17 protein-coding genes are annotated in these 16,274 nt (G+C 70.5%); 7 read left to right on the top strand and 10 right to left on the bottom strand.

All coding sequences use genetic code 11. The annotated features are described in order from the left end of the window. Positions 1 to 6: 6 nt before the first annotated feature. The gene (locus ACIBX3_RS48110) at positions 7 to 945 is read right to left on the bottom strand and encodes a cyclase family protein (RefSeq protein WP_397127419.1); all 939 of its coding nucleotides are present in this window, start codon (positions 943 to 945) and stop codon (positions 7 to 9) included. Continuing rightward, complete coding sequence (locus ACIBX3_RS48115; RefSeq protein ID WP_397127420.1) at positions 935 to 1,897, bottom strand: fumarylacetoacetate hydrolase family protein; 963 nt, start codon at positions 1,895 to 1,897, stop codon at positions 935 to 937. Before ACIBX3_RS48115 ends, ACIBX3_RS48110 begins: the two co-directional genes overlap by 11 nt. Before the next feature lie 306 nt (positions 1,898 to 2,203). On the opposite strand from ACIBX3_RS48115, the gene ACIBX3_RS48120 reads away from it, so the two are divergent. Together ACIBX3_RS48120 and ACIBX3_RS48125 are read left to right on the top strand one after the other, a co-directional pair. Continuing rightward, positions 2,204 to 3,733 carry an alpha-N-arabinofuranosidase gene (locus ACIBX3_RS48120; protein ID WP_397127421.1) on the top strand — a complete coding sequence of 510 codons (1,530 nt, stop codon included), beginning with the start codon at positions 2,204 to 2,206 and terminating at the stop codon, positions 3,731 to 3,733. 29 nt (positions 3,734 to 3,762) lie between these two features. Further along, complete coding sequence (locus ACIBX3_RS48125) at positions 3,763 to 4,761, top strand: LacI family DNA-binding transcriptional regulator (protein ID WP_397127422.1); 999 nt, start codon at positions 3,763 to 3,765, stop codon at positions 4,759 to 4,761. A gap of 106 nt (positions 4,762 to 4,867) precedes the next feature. Here the strand turns inward: ACIBX3_RS48125 and ACIBX3_RS48130 are convergent, their stop codons facing one another. Then, the gene (locus ACIBX3_RS48130; RefSeq protein ID WP_397127423.1) at positions 4,868 to 5,275 is read right to left on the bottom strand and encodes a RidA family protein; all 408 of its coding nucleotides are present in this window, start codon (positions 5,273 to 5,275) and stop codon (positions 4,868 to 4,870) included. Between the two features lie 73 nt (positions 5,276 to 5,348). On the opposite strand from ACIBX3_RS48130, the gene ACIBX3_RS48135 reads away from it, so the two are divergent. Beyond that, a complete protein-coding gene (locus ACIBX3_RS48135) occupies positions 5,349 to 5,954 on the top strand; it encodes a TetR/AcrR family transcriptional regulator (RefSeq protein ID WP_397127424.1) in 606 nt (201 codons plus the stop codon). A 104-nt stretch (positions 5,955 to 6,058) separates the two neighbouring features. Continuing rightward, positions 6,059 to 6,973, top strand: a complete 915-nt coding sequence (locus ACIBX3_RS48140) for a TIGR03619 family F420-dependent LLM class oxidoreductase (protein WP_397127425.1) — start codon at positions 6,059 to 6,061, stop codon at positions 6,971 to 6,973. Positions 6,974 to 7,045: 72 nt separating this feature from the next. Here ACIBX3_RS48140 and ACIBX3_RS48145 read toward each other — a convergent pair whose 3' ends face one another. The 6 genes from ACIBX3_RS48145 to vanY-N all read right to left on the bottom strand — a co-directional run bounded on the left by ACIBX3_RS48145 (position 7,046) and on the right by vanY-N (position 11,955). Next, on the bottom strand, positions 7,046 to 7,564 hold the full coding sequence (locus ACIBX3_RS48145) for a DUF1707 domain-containing protein (RefSeq protein ID WP_397127426.1): 519 nt from the start codon (positions 7,562 to 7,564) through the stop codon (positions 7,046 to 7,048). Further along, positions 7,561 to 8,364, bottom strand: a complete 804-nt coding sequence (locus tag ACIBX3_RS48150) for an ABC transporter permease (RefSeq protein WP_397127427.1) — start codon at positions 8,362 to 8,364, stop codon at positions 7,561 to 7,563. Before ACIBX3_RS48150 ends, ACIBX3_RS48145 begins: the two co-directional genes overlap by 4 nt. Then, positions 8,361 to 9,326, bottom strand: a complete 966-nt coding sequence (locus ACIBX3_RS48155) for an ATP-binding cassette domain-containing protein (RefSeq protein WP_397127428.1) — start codon at positions 9,324 to 9,326, stop codon at positions 8,361 to 8,363. Before ACIBX3_RS48155 ends, ACIBX3_RS48150 begins: the two co-directional genes overlap by 4 nt. A gap of 17 nt (positions 9,327 to 9,343) precedes the next feature. Continuing rightward, positions 9,344 to 10,249 (bottom strand): DUF4097 family beta strand repeat-containing protein, encoded by a 906-nt coding sequence (locus ACIBX3_RS48160; protein ID WP_397127429.1) that lies wholly within the window; start codon positions 10,247 to 10,249, stop codon positions 9,344 to 9,346. A 32-nt stretch (positions 10,250 to 10,281) separates the two neighbouring features. Then, a complete protein-coding gene (locus tag ACIBX3_RS48165) occupies positions 10,282 to 10,815 on the bottom strand; it encodes a hypothetical protein (RefSeq protein ID WP_397127430.1) in 534 nt (177 codons plus the stop codon). Positions 10,816 to 11,382: 567 nt separating this feature from the next. Further along, complete coding sequence (vanY-N, locus tag ACIBX3_RS48170; RefSeq protein WP_397127431.1) at positions 11,383 to 11,955, bottom strand: D,D-peptidase/D,D-carboxypeptidase VanY-N; 573 nt, start codon at positions 11,953 to 11,955, stop codon at positions 11,383 to 11,385. A gap of 193 nt (positions 11,956 to 12,148) precedes the next feature. On the opposite strand from vanY-N, the gene ACIBX3_RS48175 reads away from it, so the two are divergent. The 3 genes from ACIBX3_RS48175 to ACIBX3_RS48185 are packed head-to-tail and all read left to right on the top strand — an operon-like array spanning position 12,149 to position 14,822. Then, complete coding sequence (locus ACIBX3_RS48175; protein WP_397127432.1) at positions 12,149 to 12,823, top strand: response regulator; 675 nt, start codon at positions 12,149 to 12,151, stop codon at positions 12,821 to 12,823. Between the two features lie 8 nt (positions 12,824 to 12,831). After that, entirely contained in the window at positions 12,832 to 14,337 is a 1,506-nt protein-coding gene (locus ACIBX3_RS48180; protein ID WP_397127433.1) for an ATP-binding protein, read from the top strand. Continuing rightward, on the top strand, positions 14,334 to 14,822 hold the full coding sequence (locus ACIBX3_RS48185) for a hypothetical protein (RefSeq protein ID WP_397127434.1): 489 nt from the start codon (positions 14,334 to 14,336) through the stop codon (positions 14,820 to 14,822). Before ACIBX3_RS48180 ends, ACIBX3_RS48185 begins: the two co-directional genes overlap by 4 nt. 96 nt (positions 14,823 to 14,918) lie before the next feature. Here ACIBX3_RS48185 and ACIBX3_RS48190 read toward each other — a convergent pair whose 3' ends face one another. After that, positions 14,919 to 15,959: a hypothetical protein gene (locus ACIBX3_RS48190; RefSeq protein ID WP_397127435.1), complete on the bottom strand. Its 1,041-nt coding sequence runs from the start codon at positions 15,957 to 15,959 to the stop codon at positions 14,919 to 14,921. Between the last annotated feature and the right edge of the window lie 315 nt (positions 15,960 to 16,274).

Genomic DNA, 16,274 nt, shown 5'->3' on the forward strand with positions numbered 1-16,274 from the left:
AGGGTCTCACTTGATGGCCAGGGGGTTGACAGGGGATCCGACCGCGCCGGTGATGGGCAGCGGGGCGGCGGCCAGGAAGAACTCGTAGACGCCGTCGGCGGCGCAGTCCCCGGCGAGGGCGTCCAGGTCCCACATCTCGCCGATGAGCAGGCCGAGGTGCGGGATGGCGACCTGGTGCAGCGGCTGGAAGGCGCCCTCGAACTCGTTCGGCCGCACCTCGAAGCCCCAGGTGTCGGTGGCGATGGCGGCGATCTCGGTGCGGTGCAGCCAGCCCGCGCTCCAGAACGACAGGCCGGGCGCCGCTCCGCCCGCGTAGTCGCCCCAGCCTTCGCGCTTGGCCCTGGCGAGCCGGCCGGTGCGTACGCAGACGATGTCGCCGCGCCCGACCGCGACGCCGTGTGCCTCGGCCGTGGCCACCAGGTGTTCCTCGGTGATGGCGAAGCCGTCGGGCAGCTCCCCGTACACCGCGGCCACGTCCAGGAGCACGCCCCGGCCCGCCACCGGGGCGGCCAGGTGCTCGATGCCGGTGACCTGGTCCCCTTCGCTGGTGACGACCCGGTCGGCGGGGCGGCCGTTCCAGGCTCTGCCGTGGTCGAAGATGTGGCCCAGGCCGTCCCACTGGGTGGAGCACTGCAACGGCATGGCGATCATGTCGTCCGCGCCGCCGAATCCGTGCGGGAACCCCTGGTCGCCGTGAACCGCGTCCAGCCCGGTGTCGAGCATGGTGTGCACCGGGTTGGTCCGCCTGCGCCAGCCGTTCTGCGGGCCGTTCATGTCGAACCGCTGCGCCAGCGAGAAGCTCGCCCCGCGGCGGGCCAGCGCCGCGCCTTCGCGCCGCTTGGCCTCGTCGAGGAAGTTGACGGTGCCCAGCACGTCGTCCTCGCCCCAGCGGCCCCAGTTGGAGTACGTCGCGGCCGCCTCGGCGATGGCCTGCTCAGCGTTCATCGACGCACCTGTTCCGCTGGACGCCCAGCCCGGTGATCGTGCCCTCCATCACGTCGCCCGGCCGCAGCAGCCGGCCCCAGTGCAGGCCGTTCCCGGCCGGGCTGCCGGTCAGCACCAGGTCGCCGGGCAGCAGCCCGACGGTCTGCGAGACGTAGGACACCAGCCGCGCCACGTCGAAGATCATGTCCTTGGTGGACTCGTCCTGCATCGCCTCGCCGTTGAGCCGCAGCGTCACCCGCAGATCCGACGGGTCGGGGACGAAGGCGGACGGCACCAGGTACGGCCCCAGCGGGGTGAACGCCGGGGCGTTCTTGGCCCGCAGCCAGTCGGTCCCGATCTCCGGCATGTCGCGGCGGAACACCAGCTCGCGGGCGGTGATGTCGTTGGCGATGGTGTAGGCCGCCACGTGTTCCAGCGCCTGCTCCGGGTGCACCCGGAAGGCCGGGCGGCCGATCACCGCCGCCAGCTCCAGCTCCCAGTCCGGCTTCCCGCACCAGGACGGGATCACCACGTCGTCATGGGGCCCCGTCACGGAGGAGGGCAGGCCGATGAACACGTACGGCTGGTCCTCCGCCGCACGCCGGTCCATCATCGCGGCCGTCTCGGCCCGTACCTGCTCGGCCGGCCTGCCGTCCGCGGGCTCGTGCGCCACCGCCAGGTCGATGACGTGGGTGCGGTAGTTGGCGCCTGACTGGAAGATCTGCCGGGGCTCGACCGGGGCGTGCACCCGCAGTGCGGACAGCGGCAGCCACTCCCCCGCCGTCGCCGCGGCGGCGTCGTGCAGCAGGGGCAGGACCTCGTCCCAGCGCTCCAGCAACTCTCGGGTGGTCGAGGCGTGGCCACGCAGGTCGAGGACCTGATCTTGGGCGATCAGGCCGGGGAAGGCCGGGCCGGCGCCGGCGGAGAAGGTGCCGAGCGCGAAGGGCCCGGCGAGAGACGGGGGTGTTTCCACGAGGTTTCCTCCGGGTGTGGTGCCCTTAACCCTTGCTCACCTGCGAGAATCTGGGAAATCGATTCTTTGGATGCGCACCATTCACCGCGTCGATATAAGGGGCTGCTGTGAACCTCGCCGGCACCCACGACGCCGCCCACATCCGGCCCCGCGAGACCGCCGCCCGGGTGGCCGCCCAGCTGGGCGATGATCAGCAGGAGTCCTCCCCCGCGACTCGCCGATGAAGCACCCGTTCCGAGCCCTTTGACAGGCCTTCCTTTATCGATAAAGTAGCCGCCGTTGCCATTGATCGAAAGGGTTTCCTCCATGAACAACGACGTCTTGTCCGCCGTGATCAACGTGGATGTCAAAGGCCCCACGATCAGCAGGCACCTGTACGGCCATTTCGCCGAGCACCTGGGCCGATGCATCTACGGCGGCTTCTACGTGGGCGAGGACAGCGACATCCCGAACGCCGGCGGCATCCGCCTTGACGTCGTCGAAGCGCTGCGCGCCTTGAACATCCCCAACCTGCGCTGGCCCGGCGGCTGCTTCGCCGACGAATACCACTGGATGGACGGCATCGGCCCCAAGGACCGGCGCCCGGCGATGGTGAACACGCACTGGGGCAACGTCGAGGAGAACAACCACTTCGGAACGCATGAGTTCATGGCCCTGTGCGAGCTGCTGGGGGCCGAGCCGTACATCAACGGCAACGTGGGCTCCGGCACGGTCAAGGAGATGAGCGACTGGGTCGAATACCTCACCCGCGACGGCGACTCCCCGATGGTCCGGCTGCGCAAGGCCAACGGCCGGGACGAACCCTGGCGGGTGCGCTTCTGGGGCATCGGCAACGAGGCCTGGGGGTGCGGCGGCAACATGACGGCCCAGCACTACGCCGACGAGGCGCGCCGGTACGCCACGTTCTGCCGCGACCACGGCGGCAACCGGCTCCATCGCATCGCCGCCGGCGCGAATTCCGACGACTACGCCTGGACCGAGACGCTCATGAAGACGCTCGGCCACCTCGGCTGCGCACGCCGGCCCGGCGGGTTCTTCCAGGCCCTGTCGCTGCACTACTACACGATCCCCGGCACCTGGGACGACAAGGGCGACGCCACGGTGTTCGGCACCGACGACTACTACCGCACCATGGTCCAGGCCGCCCGCACCGACGAGCTCCTCACCGGCCACTCCAACGTGATGGACTGCTACGACCCGACCAAGACCGTCGGCCTGGTGATGGACGAGTGGGGGACGTGGTGGAACGTCGAGCCGGGCACCGACCCCGGCTTCCTCCACCAGCAGAACACCCTGAGGGACGCCCTGGTGGCGAGCCTGCACTTCGACATCTTCCACCGCCACGCCGCCCGGCTGGTGATGGCCAACATCGCCCAGACGGTGAACGTGCTCCAGGCCATGATCCTGACCGACCCCGACTCCGGGGCGCTGGTGCTCACGCCCACCTACCACGTGTTCGAGATGAACAAGGGACACCAGGACGCCGCCTCGCTGCGCGTCGACCTCCTCTCGGACGTGCCCGCCCGCGAGGTCGGCACGGACACTCTGGCGACCGTCTCGCTGTCGGCGAGCCGCAAGGACGACCGGATGCTCATCTCGCTGTCCAACCTGGACGCCGCCGACGCGGCCGACGTCGAGCTGGACCTGCGCGGGGGACGCGTGGAAGAGGTCACCTCGAGGATCCTCACCGCCGGGTCCCTGCAGACCTGCAACACGCCCGAGACGCCGGCCGCCGTCGCCCCCCGCCCCCACGATCAGGTCAAGTCCACCGGCACCGTGCTGCGGGTGCACCTGCCCGCTCACTCCTTCGTCACCGTGGAGGGCCGCCTCGCATGACACGAAGGGGGCAGGGCCCGAGGAGCGGCATGGTGACCATGGGCGACGTCGCCAAGCTGTCCGGGGTGTCGAAGATGACGGTCTCCAACGTCATCAACGGTCGCGCCGGAGTCGGCGACGAGGTCCGCCGCCGCGTGCTGGAGGCCATCCGTCAGTCGGGCTACCGCGTCAACGTCTCGGCCAGGACCCTCAGGTCCGGGCGGACCGGCGTCATCGGGCTGGCCGTGCCCGAGATCGACCGGCCGTACTTCGGCCTGCTCGCCGCCCACGTGGTCACCCAGGCGCGGGATCGCGGCTTTCACGTCGCGATCGAGGAGACCGGCGCCGCCGCGGCCGGGGAGATCGACGCGATCGCCCATTCGCACACCCTGCACTTCGACGGGCTGATCCTCAGCGCGGTCGGGCTCGACCCCCGGGATGAGCGGCTGGCCGGCGGCGGCTATCCGATCGTGATGCTCGGCGAGCAGGACTTCGCCGCGAGATTCGACCATGTCGCCATGCCCAACGAGGACGGCACGAAGGCGGCGACCACCCATCTGATCGACCGTGGGTGCCGCCGGATCGCGATCGTCACCGGCGACGCTCTCGGCGGTGTGAACGTGGTGACGCGCCGCTACCAGGGCTACCTCGCCGCGCTCGCCGAACGGGGACTCGACCCCGATCCGGCGGCGCTTGTCACCTGCGACGCGATGACGCTGGAATCAGGACGCCACGCGGCCCACCGCCTCGTCGACTCCGGTCACGAGATCGACGCCGTGGTCGCGGTGACCGACACCGTCGCCCAAGGAGTCCTCCGCGGCCTCGCCGACCGCGGCGTCCGTGTCCCCGGCGACGTCCGCCTCATCGGCTTCGACGACATCCCCGAGTCGGCGTTCATGGTCCCCTCACTGTCCACCGTGGCTCCGGACCACCGGTGGATGGCCGCCAAGGCCGTCGAACTCGTGACCGCTCGCATCCAGGACCCGTCGCACCCGGCCGGCGAGTACACCGCGCCTTTCGAGCTGATGGTCCGCGAGTCCACTCGCTGACCGCCGCTCTGGTCGTGGATCCTTCCGCCGTCCTGGACGACGTTCGGGTCGGCCGTCCGAACCGTCGCCCGTCGAGTACGAGCCGCGGGATCCACGATGCCCGCGATCAGTCGAGAACAGCGGTGGCTTCGACCTCGACCAGAAGATCAGGCTCCCCCAGTGCCGCGACGCCCAGCAGCGTGATCGGCTTGACCGGGTCGATCCCCAACCTCTCGGCCGCCCGGGCGACCCCCTGGCCCAGCAGCGGCATCTTGTCGGGCGTCCAGTCGACGACGTAAACGGTCAGCTTGGCCACATCATCGAAGGACCCGCCGATCCCGGCCAGGGCGGTGCCGATGTTGAGGTAGGCCTGCTCGACTTGAGCGGCCAGGTCTCCCTCCCCGACTCGCCGGCCCTCGGCGTCGCGGGCGACCTGGCCCGCCAGGAACACCAGCTTCGCCCCGGTGGCGATCGACAACTGCCGATAGACATCGGGTTTCGGCAGTCCGTCAGGGTTGACCAGCGTCACGGGCATGTCCACTCCTCGGCATCAGGCTGGCGGGGCTGACAATCCCGCAAACCATAACATTGCTATGTATTGTTGTGCCATGGTGAGGACGAAGGACCCCGCGGTCCGCTCCCTGCTGATCGACCGAGCCGCGCAGATGCTCGCCGCCCGGCAGCCGGTGACGCTCCGCTCACTGGTCACCGGAACCGGCGTCTCGACGATGGCCGTCTACACCTACTTCGGCGGCATGGACGGCCTGTGGAGAGCGATGCGGCAGGAAGGCTTCACGCGCCTGGCGGCCCGGCTCGGCGCGGTGTCACCGTCCGCGGACCCGGTGCGGGATCTGGCCGCACTCGGCGCCGCCTACCTGTCCAACGCCCTGGCCGGTCCCGATCTCTACCGGGTCATGTTCGACGCCGGGTTCGAGCTCGAGGACGCCGCGGCCGCCGACGAGACCTTGCACTGCCTGGTCCGCGCCGTCGAACGAGCCCAGGGCGCCGGCCGCTTTCGCGACGACCTCGACCCGCTGGAGCTGGCCACGCAGAGCTGGACCATCGGTCACGGCCTGGCGTCACTGGTCACCACGGGTCCCCTGCCCCGTCAAGCGCTCGCTCACGGGGTGCCGCTGCTGACCGCCCTGTTCACCTGGGCAGGGGACGACGCCGATCGATGCCGCCGGTCGGTCGAACGCGGCTGGCACCCCTGATCTCCGGGGTCGTGGGGGCCGATCACCACTGATGTGTTGCGTTGACGCCGGTGTCAAGGTTCTAGCGTGATCGGCGTACGGACAGCGGCCGATTGTGCGGAGGCATGACAGTGAGGTTCGGGATCAGCTACAACACGGCCCATTTCGGGACCGACCCCGACAGGATCGTGGACTTCGCCCGGCATGCGGAGGGGTGCGGCTTCGAGTCGCTGTACCTGCCCGAGCACATCGTGCTGTATCAGGGGGCGAAGGTGGGGCACTTCGAGTTGCCTCCGGCGCTGCCGTACGTCGATCCGCTCGACTGCCTGAGCTTCGTCGCCGCGGCGACGCGGCGGATCCTGCTGGGGACGGCGGTGCTGCTGCTGCCGTACCACCATCCGGTGATCCTGGCCAAGCGGCTGGCCACCGTCGATGTGCTGTCGAAGGGGCGGATGCGGCTGCTGACCGTGGGGATCGGCGCCCTGCCTGGCGAGGCCGCGGCGGTGGGGATCGATTTCGGGGCGCGCGGACGGCGTGCCGACGAGGCGATCGACGTGCTGCGGCTGCTGTGGGGCGGTGGCGAGGAGGGTGTGAGCTTCGCGGGAGAGTTCTTCGCCTTCGACGGCCTGTCCAGCTTTCCGAAGCCGCATGGGGTCACGCACCTGCCCATTCACGTCGGCGGATCGAGCCGGGCGGCCGCGCGGCGGGCCGGGCTGCGCGGGGACGGGTATTTCCCCGGCGGCGCGCTGGACGCGAAGGAGCGGGCCGCGCAACTCGCGACCGCCCGGGCGGCCGCGGCGGAGGCCGGGCGTGAGCCCGCGGCGCTGGAGTACACGCGGTGGGGGGCCATCGACATGACGGTGGAGGACGCGGAGACGATGGCCGCCCTGGGCGTGACGCGGATCGTCGTGAGCCCCGCCGCGGCCGAGCCGGAGGCGCAGCGCGATGAGCTGTCGGCCTTCGCCGATCGGTTCGGCCTGCTCACCGCCGCCGCGCCAGACGTCATCCGCGCCACCGGCCACGTCGGCTCCCCCGCCTGACCCCGCCATCCATCCGCCTACGGGTGCGAGCGGCCCCGTCCGGCCGGAGCTGCGCGGGTGGTGGGCGCTGGATCACCGGCGCGAGTTGCGGACGGTCAGGCGGCCGTAGGTGAGCTCGCCGGTGATCCGGACGTGCGGCGCGCCGGGACGTGCGTGGCCGGCCGCCTTGCAGGCCACGCGCCCCCATTCAGATCGCACCCCGTCGGCGTTCGCCGTCGCGCCCGGCGGCAGGATGACGGTTGCGGAACCGTACGTGAGCCAGAGCTCGATGTGGATCTCTGGATGGCCGATGGCGGCCCGGGACAGGTCGAGCCGCACCCTGCCGTACTCGGAGTCGATCCGCAGCAGGCGCGGGACCCGCCACTCGCCCGTCCTCTCGATGCGCCCGCCGGTGCTCTCGAGACGGACCGCCTCGTCCGGCAGGTCGGCGACGGCCGGCTCCAGCTCGCCGCGGGACGTGGCCGTGAGCGCCAGCTCCAGCCGCCGGTCCAGCTCGGCGGAGCTGAGACGCCCGTCCGCGTACGCCTGCTGGACCCGGTCCACGACACTGTCGCGATCCCCGTCGGAGACACGTGCCGCCGTGTGGTTCATCGGCTCGCGGCTCTCTTGTACAGCCGCGTGGCCAGCGGCACGAACACCACCAGCATCAGCGCCGACCAGAGCAGCGACGCCGTCACCGCGTGCTGGAGCGGCCAGGCGGTGGGCACGGGCATGGCCGGATTGGTGTTGCCGAACAGCTCGCGGGCGGCCTGGACGAACGTGGATACGGGGTTCCACTCGGCGATCGGCTGCAGCGGGCCGGGCAGGCGTGTGCTGTCGACGAAGGCGTTGGACAGGAAGACCAGCGGCAGCGACAGCATGGTGGCCGCGTTGTTGAACACCTCGGGCGTGCGCAGGGCCAGCGCGACCGTCGCCGTCACCCAGGAGAACGCGTACGCGAACAGCAGCAGCATCAGGAAGCCCAGCACGGCCTCGTGCGGCGCGGAGTGGATGCGCCAGCCGACGAGCAGTCCCACCAGCGCCATCACGACCATGCTGGTCACGTTCATGATCACGTCGCTGAGGGTCTGGCCGGTGAGCACGGCCGAAGGCGACATCGGCAGTGTGCGGAAGCGGTCGAAGATGCCCTTCTGCAGGTCCAGCGTCAGCGTGTAGCCGGTGAGCTGCGCGCCCATGACGATGGTCTGGACGAAGATCCCGGGAAGCAGGTATTCCCCGTACGACATGCCGGGCAGCTCGATCATGCTGCCGAAGACGTACGAGAACAGCAGCACGAACACGATCGGTAACATGATCACGGCACCCAGCTGGTCGGGTGCTCGCCTGATCTTCAACGCGTTGCGTTTGGCGATCGTCAGGCCGTCGGCGATCGCGATCGGGACAGCGCTCATCGGATGGTCTCCTTCGTCTTCTCGTCTGCCTGGTGTCCGGTGAGGGTCAGGAACACGTCGTCCAGGGTCGGCCGGCGCAGCCCCGCGTCGCGTACGGCGACGCGCTCGGCGGCCAGGTGGCCCAGGGCCGTGGTCAGCGCGCCCGCTCCGCCGCGGACCGGGATCGTCAGCCGGAGCGCGGCGGTGTCGGCCTGCATCTCCTCGACGGCCAGGCCGTTCAGGACGTGCCTGGCGGTCGACAGGTCGGCCGCGCTGGTCATGGTGAGCTCGATCCGGTCGCCGCCGACCTGGTCCTTGAGCTCGTCGGCGGTACCCAGTGCGATCACGTGCCCGTGGTCGACCACCGCGATGCGGTCGGCCAGCCGGTCGGCCTCCTCCATGTATTGAGTGGTGAGCAGCACCGTCGTGCCGTCCGCGACGAGCTCGCCGATGACCTCCCACAGGCTCGCGCGGGCTCGCGGGTCCAGGCCGGTGGTGGGTTCGTCGAGGAACAGCACGGGCGGATTGGCGACCAGCGCGCCGGCCAGGTCGAGCCGGCGGCGCATACCTCCGGAGTAGCCCTGCACCGGGCGGTCGCCCGCCTCGACCAGGTCGAAGCGCTCGAGCAACTCGCGGGAGCGCTGCCGGCTGCGCTTGACTCCCAGATGGTAGAGGCGGCCGACCATCTCCAGGTTCTCGGCTCCGGTGAGGTGGTCGTCGACCGCGGCGTACTGGCCGGACGCGCCGATGTGGGCGCGCAGCCGCTGGGCGTCGCGCACGACGTCGAACCCGGCGACCCTGGCGTGGCCCGCGTCCGGCGTCAGTAACGTGGTCAAGATCCGCACAGTGGTCGTCTTGCCCGCGCCGTTCGGGCCGAGCAGCCCGAACACCGTCCCTTCGGGAACGGTCAGCTCCATCCCGTCGAGGGCCACCACGTCGCCGTACTTCTTGGTCAAGCCCTCGGCGACTATCGCGTCTGGCATGAGATTCTCCTTGGTCGTCAGGAACGATGGATGATGATGTCGCCGTAGGCGGTGTGGGCACGCACCTCGACGGTCTTCTCCGACTGCGCGGGGCCGTCGAAGGAGTCCAGGTCGACCTCGACGGCGCCGTGCTGCGAGCTCACGTCCAGCCAGGCGGCGGTGCCCTCCCGGATCCCGAGCTCCAGCCCGCCGCCGGTGGTCTCCATGACGACCGAGCCGGACACGACCTCGGCGATCCGGACGCTGCCGTACGCGGTCTTGGCGGTGACGCCGGCCAGGGCGCGATCGACCTGGATGTCGCCGTACGCGGTGTTCAGCCGCAGCTCGCCGGTCACCTCGCCGAGGCTGAGATCGCCGTGGGACGTCTTGACCACCGCCGTGCCGTCGACCGCGCCGATACGGATGGTGCCGTGGGTCGTGGTGACGTCGGCGTGCCCGGTCGAGCGGGTCACCGAGATGTCGCCGGACCCGGTCTTCAGCCGCAGCCTGCCGGCCTCCTCGACCCGGATGTCGCCGTACGAGGTGGTGAACCTCACCTCTCCGAGGCGGCCACGACAGCGCAAGCCCGCCGCCGTGTTGGCGTCGACGCGGGAGCCCTCGGGAAGATCGACCGTCACGTCGACCGAGCCGCCCCAGCCGAGCAGCGAACGTGCCCAGCTCGCGGGTGCCTCCACGAGCTTGTCGAGCGACACGCCCCATCCGGACGTGGAGGCGGCCCGGTCCTTGGCCGCCTTCACCAGCAGCCTGCCGTTGGCGTACTCGACCTGGATCAGCTCGGCGGCGTGCAGGTCGGCGTCGTTGAACTCGTCGGCCGGGCGCACCTCGACGACGGTGTCGGCGCGCTCGCTCGCGTTGATCCGGACGTTCGCGGCCGCCACCTCGATGACGGCGAAAATGGGTTCGGGGGTGTCGAACGTCGGCATTGCAGTCCCCTCCTGATGGGTTCGGGCGGTCATCAGCGCACCCAGCCGGTGTAGCGCTTGCCGGTCTGCGGGGCCGCGCGCCCGCCGGAGCGGCGGCCCGCGTCTTCGGGATCGAGCGCGGCGGAGACGGCGCGCACGAGCCAGGCGTTGACGGAGAGCCCGTCACGGGCGGCCGCCTCCTCGATGCGCGGCTTGAGGTGCTCGGGGACGCGCAGCGAGATCCGCGACGTCCCGCCATCGTCGGCGTCCGGTGGTGGCGGTGGCGGGGCGGGCGGCCGCTCGGCCCGCCCCGTCTCCCTCGCCTCCTCGAACGGCTGGCCCACCGGCGGTGGCGTCACGACGAAGCCGGGGTCGCGCCCACGCAGGCGCACCTCGACCGATCCCGGGGCGAGGTCGCGGGTGATCTCGTCCGCGGCGGCGGACAGCGCCTCCAGCAGGGCGAGCCGGGCCGCCGGCTCGAGCGCCGCGGCGAGACGCTCGGCCAGCGCGCGAGCTTCCTCACCGCCTGCCCCGGCGGCGATCGCGAGTTCGCGGCGGAGGTTGTCGACATACGGCGCAAGGTCCATGACGCCATGATGGCACCACTATGGCGTCATGACAACCTCGCACATGCCGCCATATAGCGTCATCCAAGGCGTCAAGGGCGATCGGTGCGGCCGGGCGGCTCGAAAGCGCCCTCTGTCGTGCCGCCCTCCCAGGAGCCGAAGACGTACGAAGATCAACCCGCGCCGCTGTCGTCCAAAAATCCGGTGATGCTACAGACAGTAACGAGTCAGGTGCGTATCATGAACAGTGAGTGACAGACCTTCCCGGGGACGGCTGTCGCGTAAGGCGTGCGGTGTCTGGTTGCGAACACCCCCTCCTCGCGGCCAGACACCGCGCAGTATGCCTCCGGGTGGCGGCTCATGGCGTCGTGCCCGCGCGCTGCCCGGGCGCCCGATCAGGCCTGTGCCCGATGCCCAGACCCTCGTGGCCGGCATTTCGCCGGCCGCCTTCGCAACCGGCGGTGTCATGTCTCAGCGAACCTGACGCACTTGCCAGGTCATGGCCTGGAGTGCGTCAGGTCAGCTGAGACGGGACACAAAACCCGCCAACATCACCAAATGGCGCACATGGGTGGACCCGGACCTGGGCTACAGCTGCTCCCCGTTCTCGCTTACGTAGCCCATGCCGGGGTGGGGCAGTCGTCGTGGTGGCGTCCCGCCGCTTTCTGGGCGGTGCTCGAAGTGCCACCACTCGTTGTCGTACATGCGGTAGAGGTCGTAGCGGGCGCCGTGTTCCTCGAGCCAGCGCGCGCCTTCGTGAGGGCGTACGTCCAGCGCGATGCCTTTGACGTGGTTGGATTCCGCCGGTGGTAACACGAGCATGCGTGCCGAGGCCGGGGAGCCGGCGCGGCGCACCTCCTCGTCGAACATCCGTTGCTGGACAAGGGGATCGCGGTATCCCGAGGTGAGGCCGACGAGCTGGCCGTGACGCCAGAGCGCCTCGGTGCGCGCCGCGGTGAACGCCGCCTTGGCGCCGTCGGTGAGCCCGGTGAGGTCCTCGGCGGGGAATCGCATCCGCAACGCCCAGCGGCAGGCCAGTTCGCGGGCGCGGCCGGGACGGCGGGCGAACGCCGCGGGCAGCAGGAGCACGGCGAGCACCAGCGTGACCGCGGCGTACAGCCGGTCACGGGGCCGAGGTGGGATGATGCGTGGTTCGTCCATGACGAACTACGATTGGCGCCGAATATGCGTGCGTTGTCCGCCGCATGTCATCGTTTCTCGACGGCGGCCACCATCGGCGCGACCGTGACACAACCATGACATGGCGCGGACGAGGCGGGGACACGGCTGGCCGACAGTGGATGGGGTTTGACCCGGCGGGCGAGTTACGGAGCGTGCTGTGATACTCGGCGGCGTGTCGCGAGTGTTGTTGATCGAGGATGACCCGGCCGTGCGGGAGGGCCTTGAGCTGGCCCTGACCCGGCATGGGCACGGGGTGCGCGCGGTGGAGTCCGGCGAGCAGGGGCTGGAGCGGCTGCGTACGGACCTTCCCGACGTCGTCGTGCTCGATCTGATGTTGCCTGGCATGGACGGGTTCGAGGTCTGCCGTCGCATCCGGGCCGCCGGGGAGGTACCGATCATCATGCTGACCGCGCGCGGCGACGACATCGACGTGGTGGCCGGGTTGGAGGCGGGCGCCGACGACTACGTCGTCAAGCCGGTGCAGCCCAGGGTGCTCGATGCACGCATTCGCGCGGTGCTCCGGCGGATCGGCCGGGACCAGGCGGAGCTGGAGCGGCACGGGGACCTGACCATCGATCGGGCAGGGCTGACGGTCGTCAAACGCGGCGTGCCGGTGGGCCTCGCCCCGACCGAGCTGCGCCTGCTGCTCGAGCTCTCCGGCACGCCGGGCCGGGTGCACAGCCGCCAGCAGCTGCTGGAGTCGGTGTGGGAGCACGGGTATTTCGGCGACTCGCGTCTGGTGGACGCGTGCGTGCAGCGGTTGCGCGCGAAGATCGAGGACGACTCGGCGGTGCCCGTCTACGTCCAGACGGTGCGTGGGTTCGGCTACCGGTTCGGGCCGGTGTGAGCCGGGCGGTGGCATCTTGGCCGACCCTGGGGCTGCGGGCCCGGCTGTTGTTCGCGTTCGCACTGCTGTGTGTGGTCACCGCGGCGGCGGTGGCCGGCGGGACCTACCTCCAGGCCCGCAACGACATCCTGGAGAGGACCCAGGATGCCGCGCTGCAGGCGATGAGAAGCCGGCTGGAGGCGCTCTACCCGTTGCGGAGTGCGACACCGGGCCAGGCCGATCTCAACGAGATCGCCGGCACCATGACGGACGGGAACAGCCGCGCGGTCGCCGTCTACCAGGAGGCGCACTCGCTGCCGGACCCGGCGCCGGGCCCGCCGGGCCTGCCGCGGGGGTTGCCGCGGGGGCTCTGGAGGCCGGGCGGGAACGCGCCGAACTTGGATCCCGGGGTGCTTCCAAAGGGGCTGCGGCGGGCGGTGGCCGGCGGTGAGATCGCGTGGCAACGCGTGGTGTGGCGGGGCGAGCCCATCCTGATCATCGGCGCGCCGTTGCTGATCGTCGAGTCGGACGGCACGACGCGGGTGTCCGGCATCGAGGTCTACACCGCGCGGAGCCTGATGCCCGAGCAGCGCAGCATCGACGAGCTCGCCGCACGCGCCTGGCTCACCGGCGGGGCGGCCCTGGCGTTCGCGGTCGTCCTCGCGTTGCTGGCCGCCCGTGGCGTGCTGCGCCCGGTGCGCGAGCTCGGCCGGGCGGCACGCCTGCTGGGCGAGGGCGAGCTGCGGACCAGGATCGAGGTGCGCGGCTCCGACGAGCTGGCCGACGTGGCACGCACGTTCAACAACACCGCCGCGGAGCTGGAACGGCACGTCAAGCAGCTGCGCGCGATGGAGGCCGACGCCCGCCGGTTCGTGGCCGACGTGTCGCATGAGCTGCGCACGCCGCTGGCCGCGCTCGCCGCGGTCGCCGACGTCCTCGACGAGGAGGCGGCCGGGCTGCCCGAGCACGCCGGCAGGGCCGCCAGGCTGGTCAGCCAGGAGACGCTCAACCTCACCGCTCTGGTGAACGACCTCATCGAGATCAGCAGGTTCGACTCCGGCGTCGCGGCCCTCGCGCTGAACGAGGTCGACGTGGCCGAGCTGGTGCGCGCGACCCTGCGTACCCGGGGCTGGTCGGAGTCGGTGCACACCGAGCTGCCACCCGCGGTGACGGCACGGCTGGACCCGCGCCGAGTGGACGTCATCCTCGCGAACCTGGTCGGCAACGCCCTGCGGCACGGCGAGCCACCGGTGTCGGTACGGCTTTGCGCCGACCCGCACTGGATCGCTCTCGAGGTCCGCGACCGCGGACCGGGGCTGGACGAAGCGGTGCTGCCGCACGTGTTCGACCGGTTCTACAAGGCCAACGCGGCCAGGGCCAGGTCCGAGGGCAGCGGCCTGGGCCTGGCCATCGCGCGGGAGAACGCGCGCCTGCACCGAGGCGACCTCACCGTCACCAACGCCCCGGACGGCGGCGCCATCTTCACGCTGCGCCTGCCACGCCGTTCACCCGATCCGGACGGAGGCCCCGAGTGAGGACCGGACTCGCCCGCCGCGTGCTCGCCGCGGGCCTCGTGTCGCTCGTCGCCGCAGCCGGTTGCGGCGTGCGCCCCAGCGACGTCATCGAAGTCGGCGCCCCACCGAGCGGATCCGTCGCACCAACCACGACGATCACCCTCTACCTGGTGAAGAACGGCCGGCTCAGCGCGGTGAAGCGGCCCGGGCCCAGTCGGCCACTGTTCAAAGCGGACACGCTCGCGCTGCTGGCAGCCGGACCCACCGCGAGGGAACAGGCGCGCGGATTCACCACCGACGTCCCGCCCGAAGCCGGCCCGTTCTCGGTGACCGCCACGCCGGCCGGCGGCTTGGTGGTGACCCTGTCCACTGCGGCCGGCGAACTGTCCACACTGGCCGTCGAGCAGATCGTGTGCACGGCCGCCGCCACGGCGCCGGAAGGCCCTGCCCAGGTCACCGTCGTCGGTGCAGGGCAGAGCGTCGGCCCCCGGAACTGCCGGGGGTAACGTAGCGAACTATCCAGCATCACGCCAGAGCGTCTCAGTCCGGCTCAACCTGCCCAACAGCCAGAACTCGGGCCAGGAGACTTGGTGCGCAAGCCGTCAGAGGCAGGTCCACACGGTCGCCGCGGAGCGATGGTACTGGCCGTCATGGCTCCGCCCTGCGACGCGGCCGTCCTCCGTGACGGCGAGTGCGTCGGCATGGCGGTACCCCGGCAGCGGGGGCAGCACCATACGGGTATTGCCGTTCAGGACCACGGCCGAGGTGGGGACGCCGTTAGTCACCTCATAACCGACGACGACCCCGGAGCTGTTCACGTCCTGGAGTGTCGCCGTGGTCGGCAACAGGCTCGGCACGCCGTCACGCCACAGCACCCAGCCGGCACCCCGGCCCGGAACGGTCCCCTTGCCCAGAATGAACGAACCTGCGATATCGGTCGCCGTGCTGTCGGCGCCGGGCTCTACTCCGCCCAGCGGCCTCAGCCCGGCGTCAACGGTGCCGGTCACCGCGCGAGTCCGGGCGCCCGCCTGAACCGTGCCGACGATCTGACCGCTGTCGCTGATGTCCTTCAGTGCCCAGGGCCGGCCCGTGATGCCCAGGTCCCACGGATTCCGCGGGTTGCCGGCCGACCACGCCACAGCGTGTTCGGTGCCGTCGTCGAACTTGGCGCCACCGATGATCAGGCCGGCGTCGTTGATGGCGCTCGCCTGGGCGAAATACCGGGTGTTCCCGGGCGGCCGGCCCATCTTGCTCAGCTTGCCGTTGTGCAGCAGTAACGGCTCCAGTATTTCCGTCCCGCCGACGGCGGTTCCGGAACGGTTGACGTCGCTGACGGAGCTGAGGGAGCCGAAGTTGCCCACCACCTGGCCGTCCTTCCAAACCATGCCGATGTGGGACTCAGGTTCCTCCTCCGAACCCCAGTAGCCCATTCCGGCGAAATGACCCGCCCCGTCCGTCGACGTCACAAAGGCAAAATCGTTGGCGGCGCCTGGCATACCGGGAAGAGGCGTCGGACGGTAGGTACAGATCTCACGAGCGACGTCCGCCGTCGCCACCCCACTCACAGCGAGCGTGCTGGTCACGACTGTCATGGCCGCGATCGTTCGGATGACATCAGCGCCACCCTGCCATGAAGTGAACATGCCGGCTCCTTCCTGGGGATCTTGACTCTGTGATCGCACTTCAGAAAGGAGGCGTACACAACCCCTACACGTTCTGTACGCGAGACACCGCAATGCGATCCGCACGTAGGGCTGCGGCCGCCCAGGCGGTGACCGCGATCACCCCAAGAAGGGTGGCCCTTGATCGCGCCGCTTCCCGGGCGTGACGTCGAGGCGTTCCATTCTTTGGGGGTCAGTCCGCAGGCCGCGCGGGGATCAGGCCGGGGCATCCCGATTGCCGGCCGCCGTTTCCGGCGGCACAACGCCCTGACTCGTGCGCCTGGAGGTCAAGGACGT

The organism is Nonomuraea sp. NPDC049480, from assembly GCF_044465905.1.
GTDB lineage: Bacteria > Actinomycetota > Actinomycetes > Streptosporangiales > Streptosporangiaceae > Nonomuraea.

Coding starts and splice junctions, on each gene's coding strand:
- ACIBX3_RS48110 (WP_397127419.1), bottom strand. CDS start 945: ATGAACGCTGAGCAGGCCATCGCCGAGGCGGCCGCGACGTACTCCAAC.
- ACIBX3_RS48120 (WP_397127421.1), top strand. CDS start 2,204: ATGAACAACGACGTCTTGTCCGCCGTGATCAACGTGGATGTCAAAGGC.
- ACIBX3_RS48125 (WP_397127422.1), top strand. CDS start 3,763: ATGGTGACCATGGGCGACGTCGCCAAGCTGTCCGGGGTGTCGAAGATG.
- ACIBX3_RS48130 (WP_397127423.1), bottom strand. CDS start 5,275: ATGCCCGTGACGCTGGTCAACCCTGACGGACTGCCGAAACCCGATGTC.
- ACIBX3_RS48135 (WP_397127424.1), top strand. CDS start 5,349: ATGGTGAGGACGAAGGACCCCGCGGTCCGCTCCCTGCTGATCGACCGA.
- ACIBX3_RS48140 (WP_397127425.1), top strand. CDS start 6,059: ATGACAGTGAGGTTCGGGATCAGCTACAACACGGCCCATTTCGGGACC.
- ACIBX3_RS48145 (WP_397127426.1), bottom strand. CDS start 7,564: ATGAACCACACGGCGGCACGTGTCTCCGACGGGGATCGCGACAGTGTC.
- ACIBX3_RS48150 (WP_397127427.1), bottom strand. CDS start 8,364: ATGAGCGCTGTCCCGATCGCGATCGCCGACGGCCTGACGATCGCCAAA.
- ACIBX3_RS48155 (WP_397127428.1), bottom strand. CDS start 9,326: ATGCCAGACGCGATAGTCGCCGAGGGCTTGACCAAGAAGTACGGCGAC.
- ACIBX3_RS48160 (WP_397127429.1), bottom strand. CDS start 10,249: ATGCCGACGTTCGACACCCCCGAACCCATTTTCGCCGTCATCGAGGTG.
- ACIBX3_RS48165 (WP_397127430.1), bottom strand. CDS start 10,815: ATGGACCTTGCGCCGTATGTCGACAACCTCCGCCGCGAACTCGCGATC.
- vanY-N (WP_397127431.1), bottom strand. CDS start 11,955: ATGGACGAACCACGCATCATCCCACCTCGGCCCCGTGACCGGCTGTAC.
- ACIBX3_RS48190 (WP_397127435.1), bottom strand. CDS start 15,959: ATGTTCACTTCATGGCAGGGTGGCGCTGATGTCATCCGAACGATCGCG.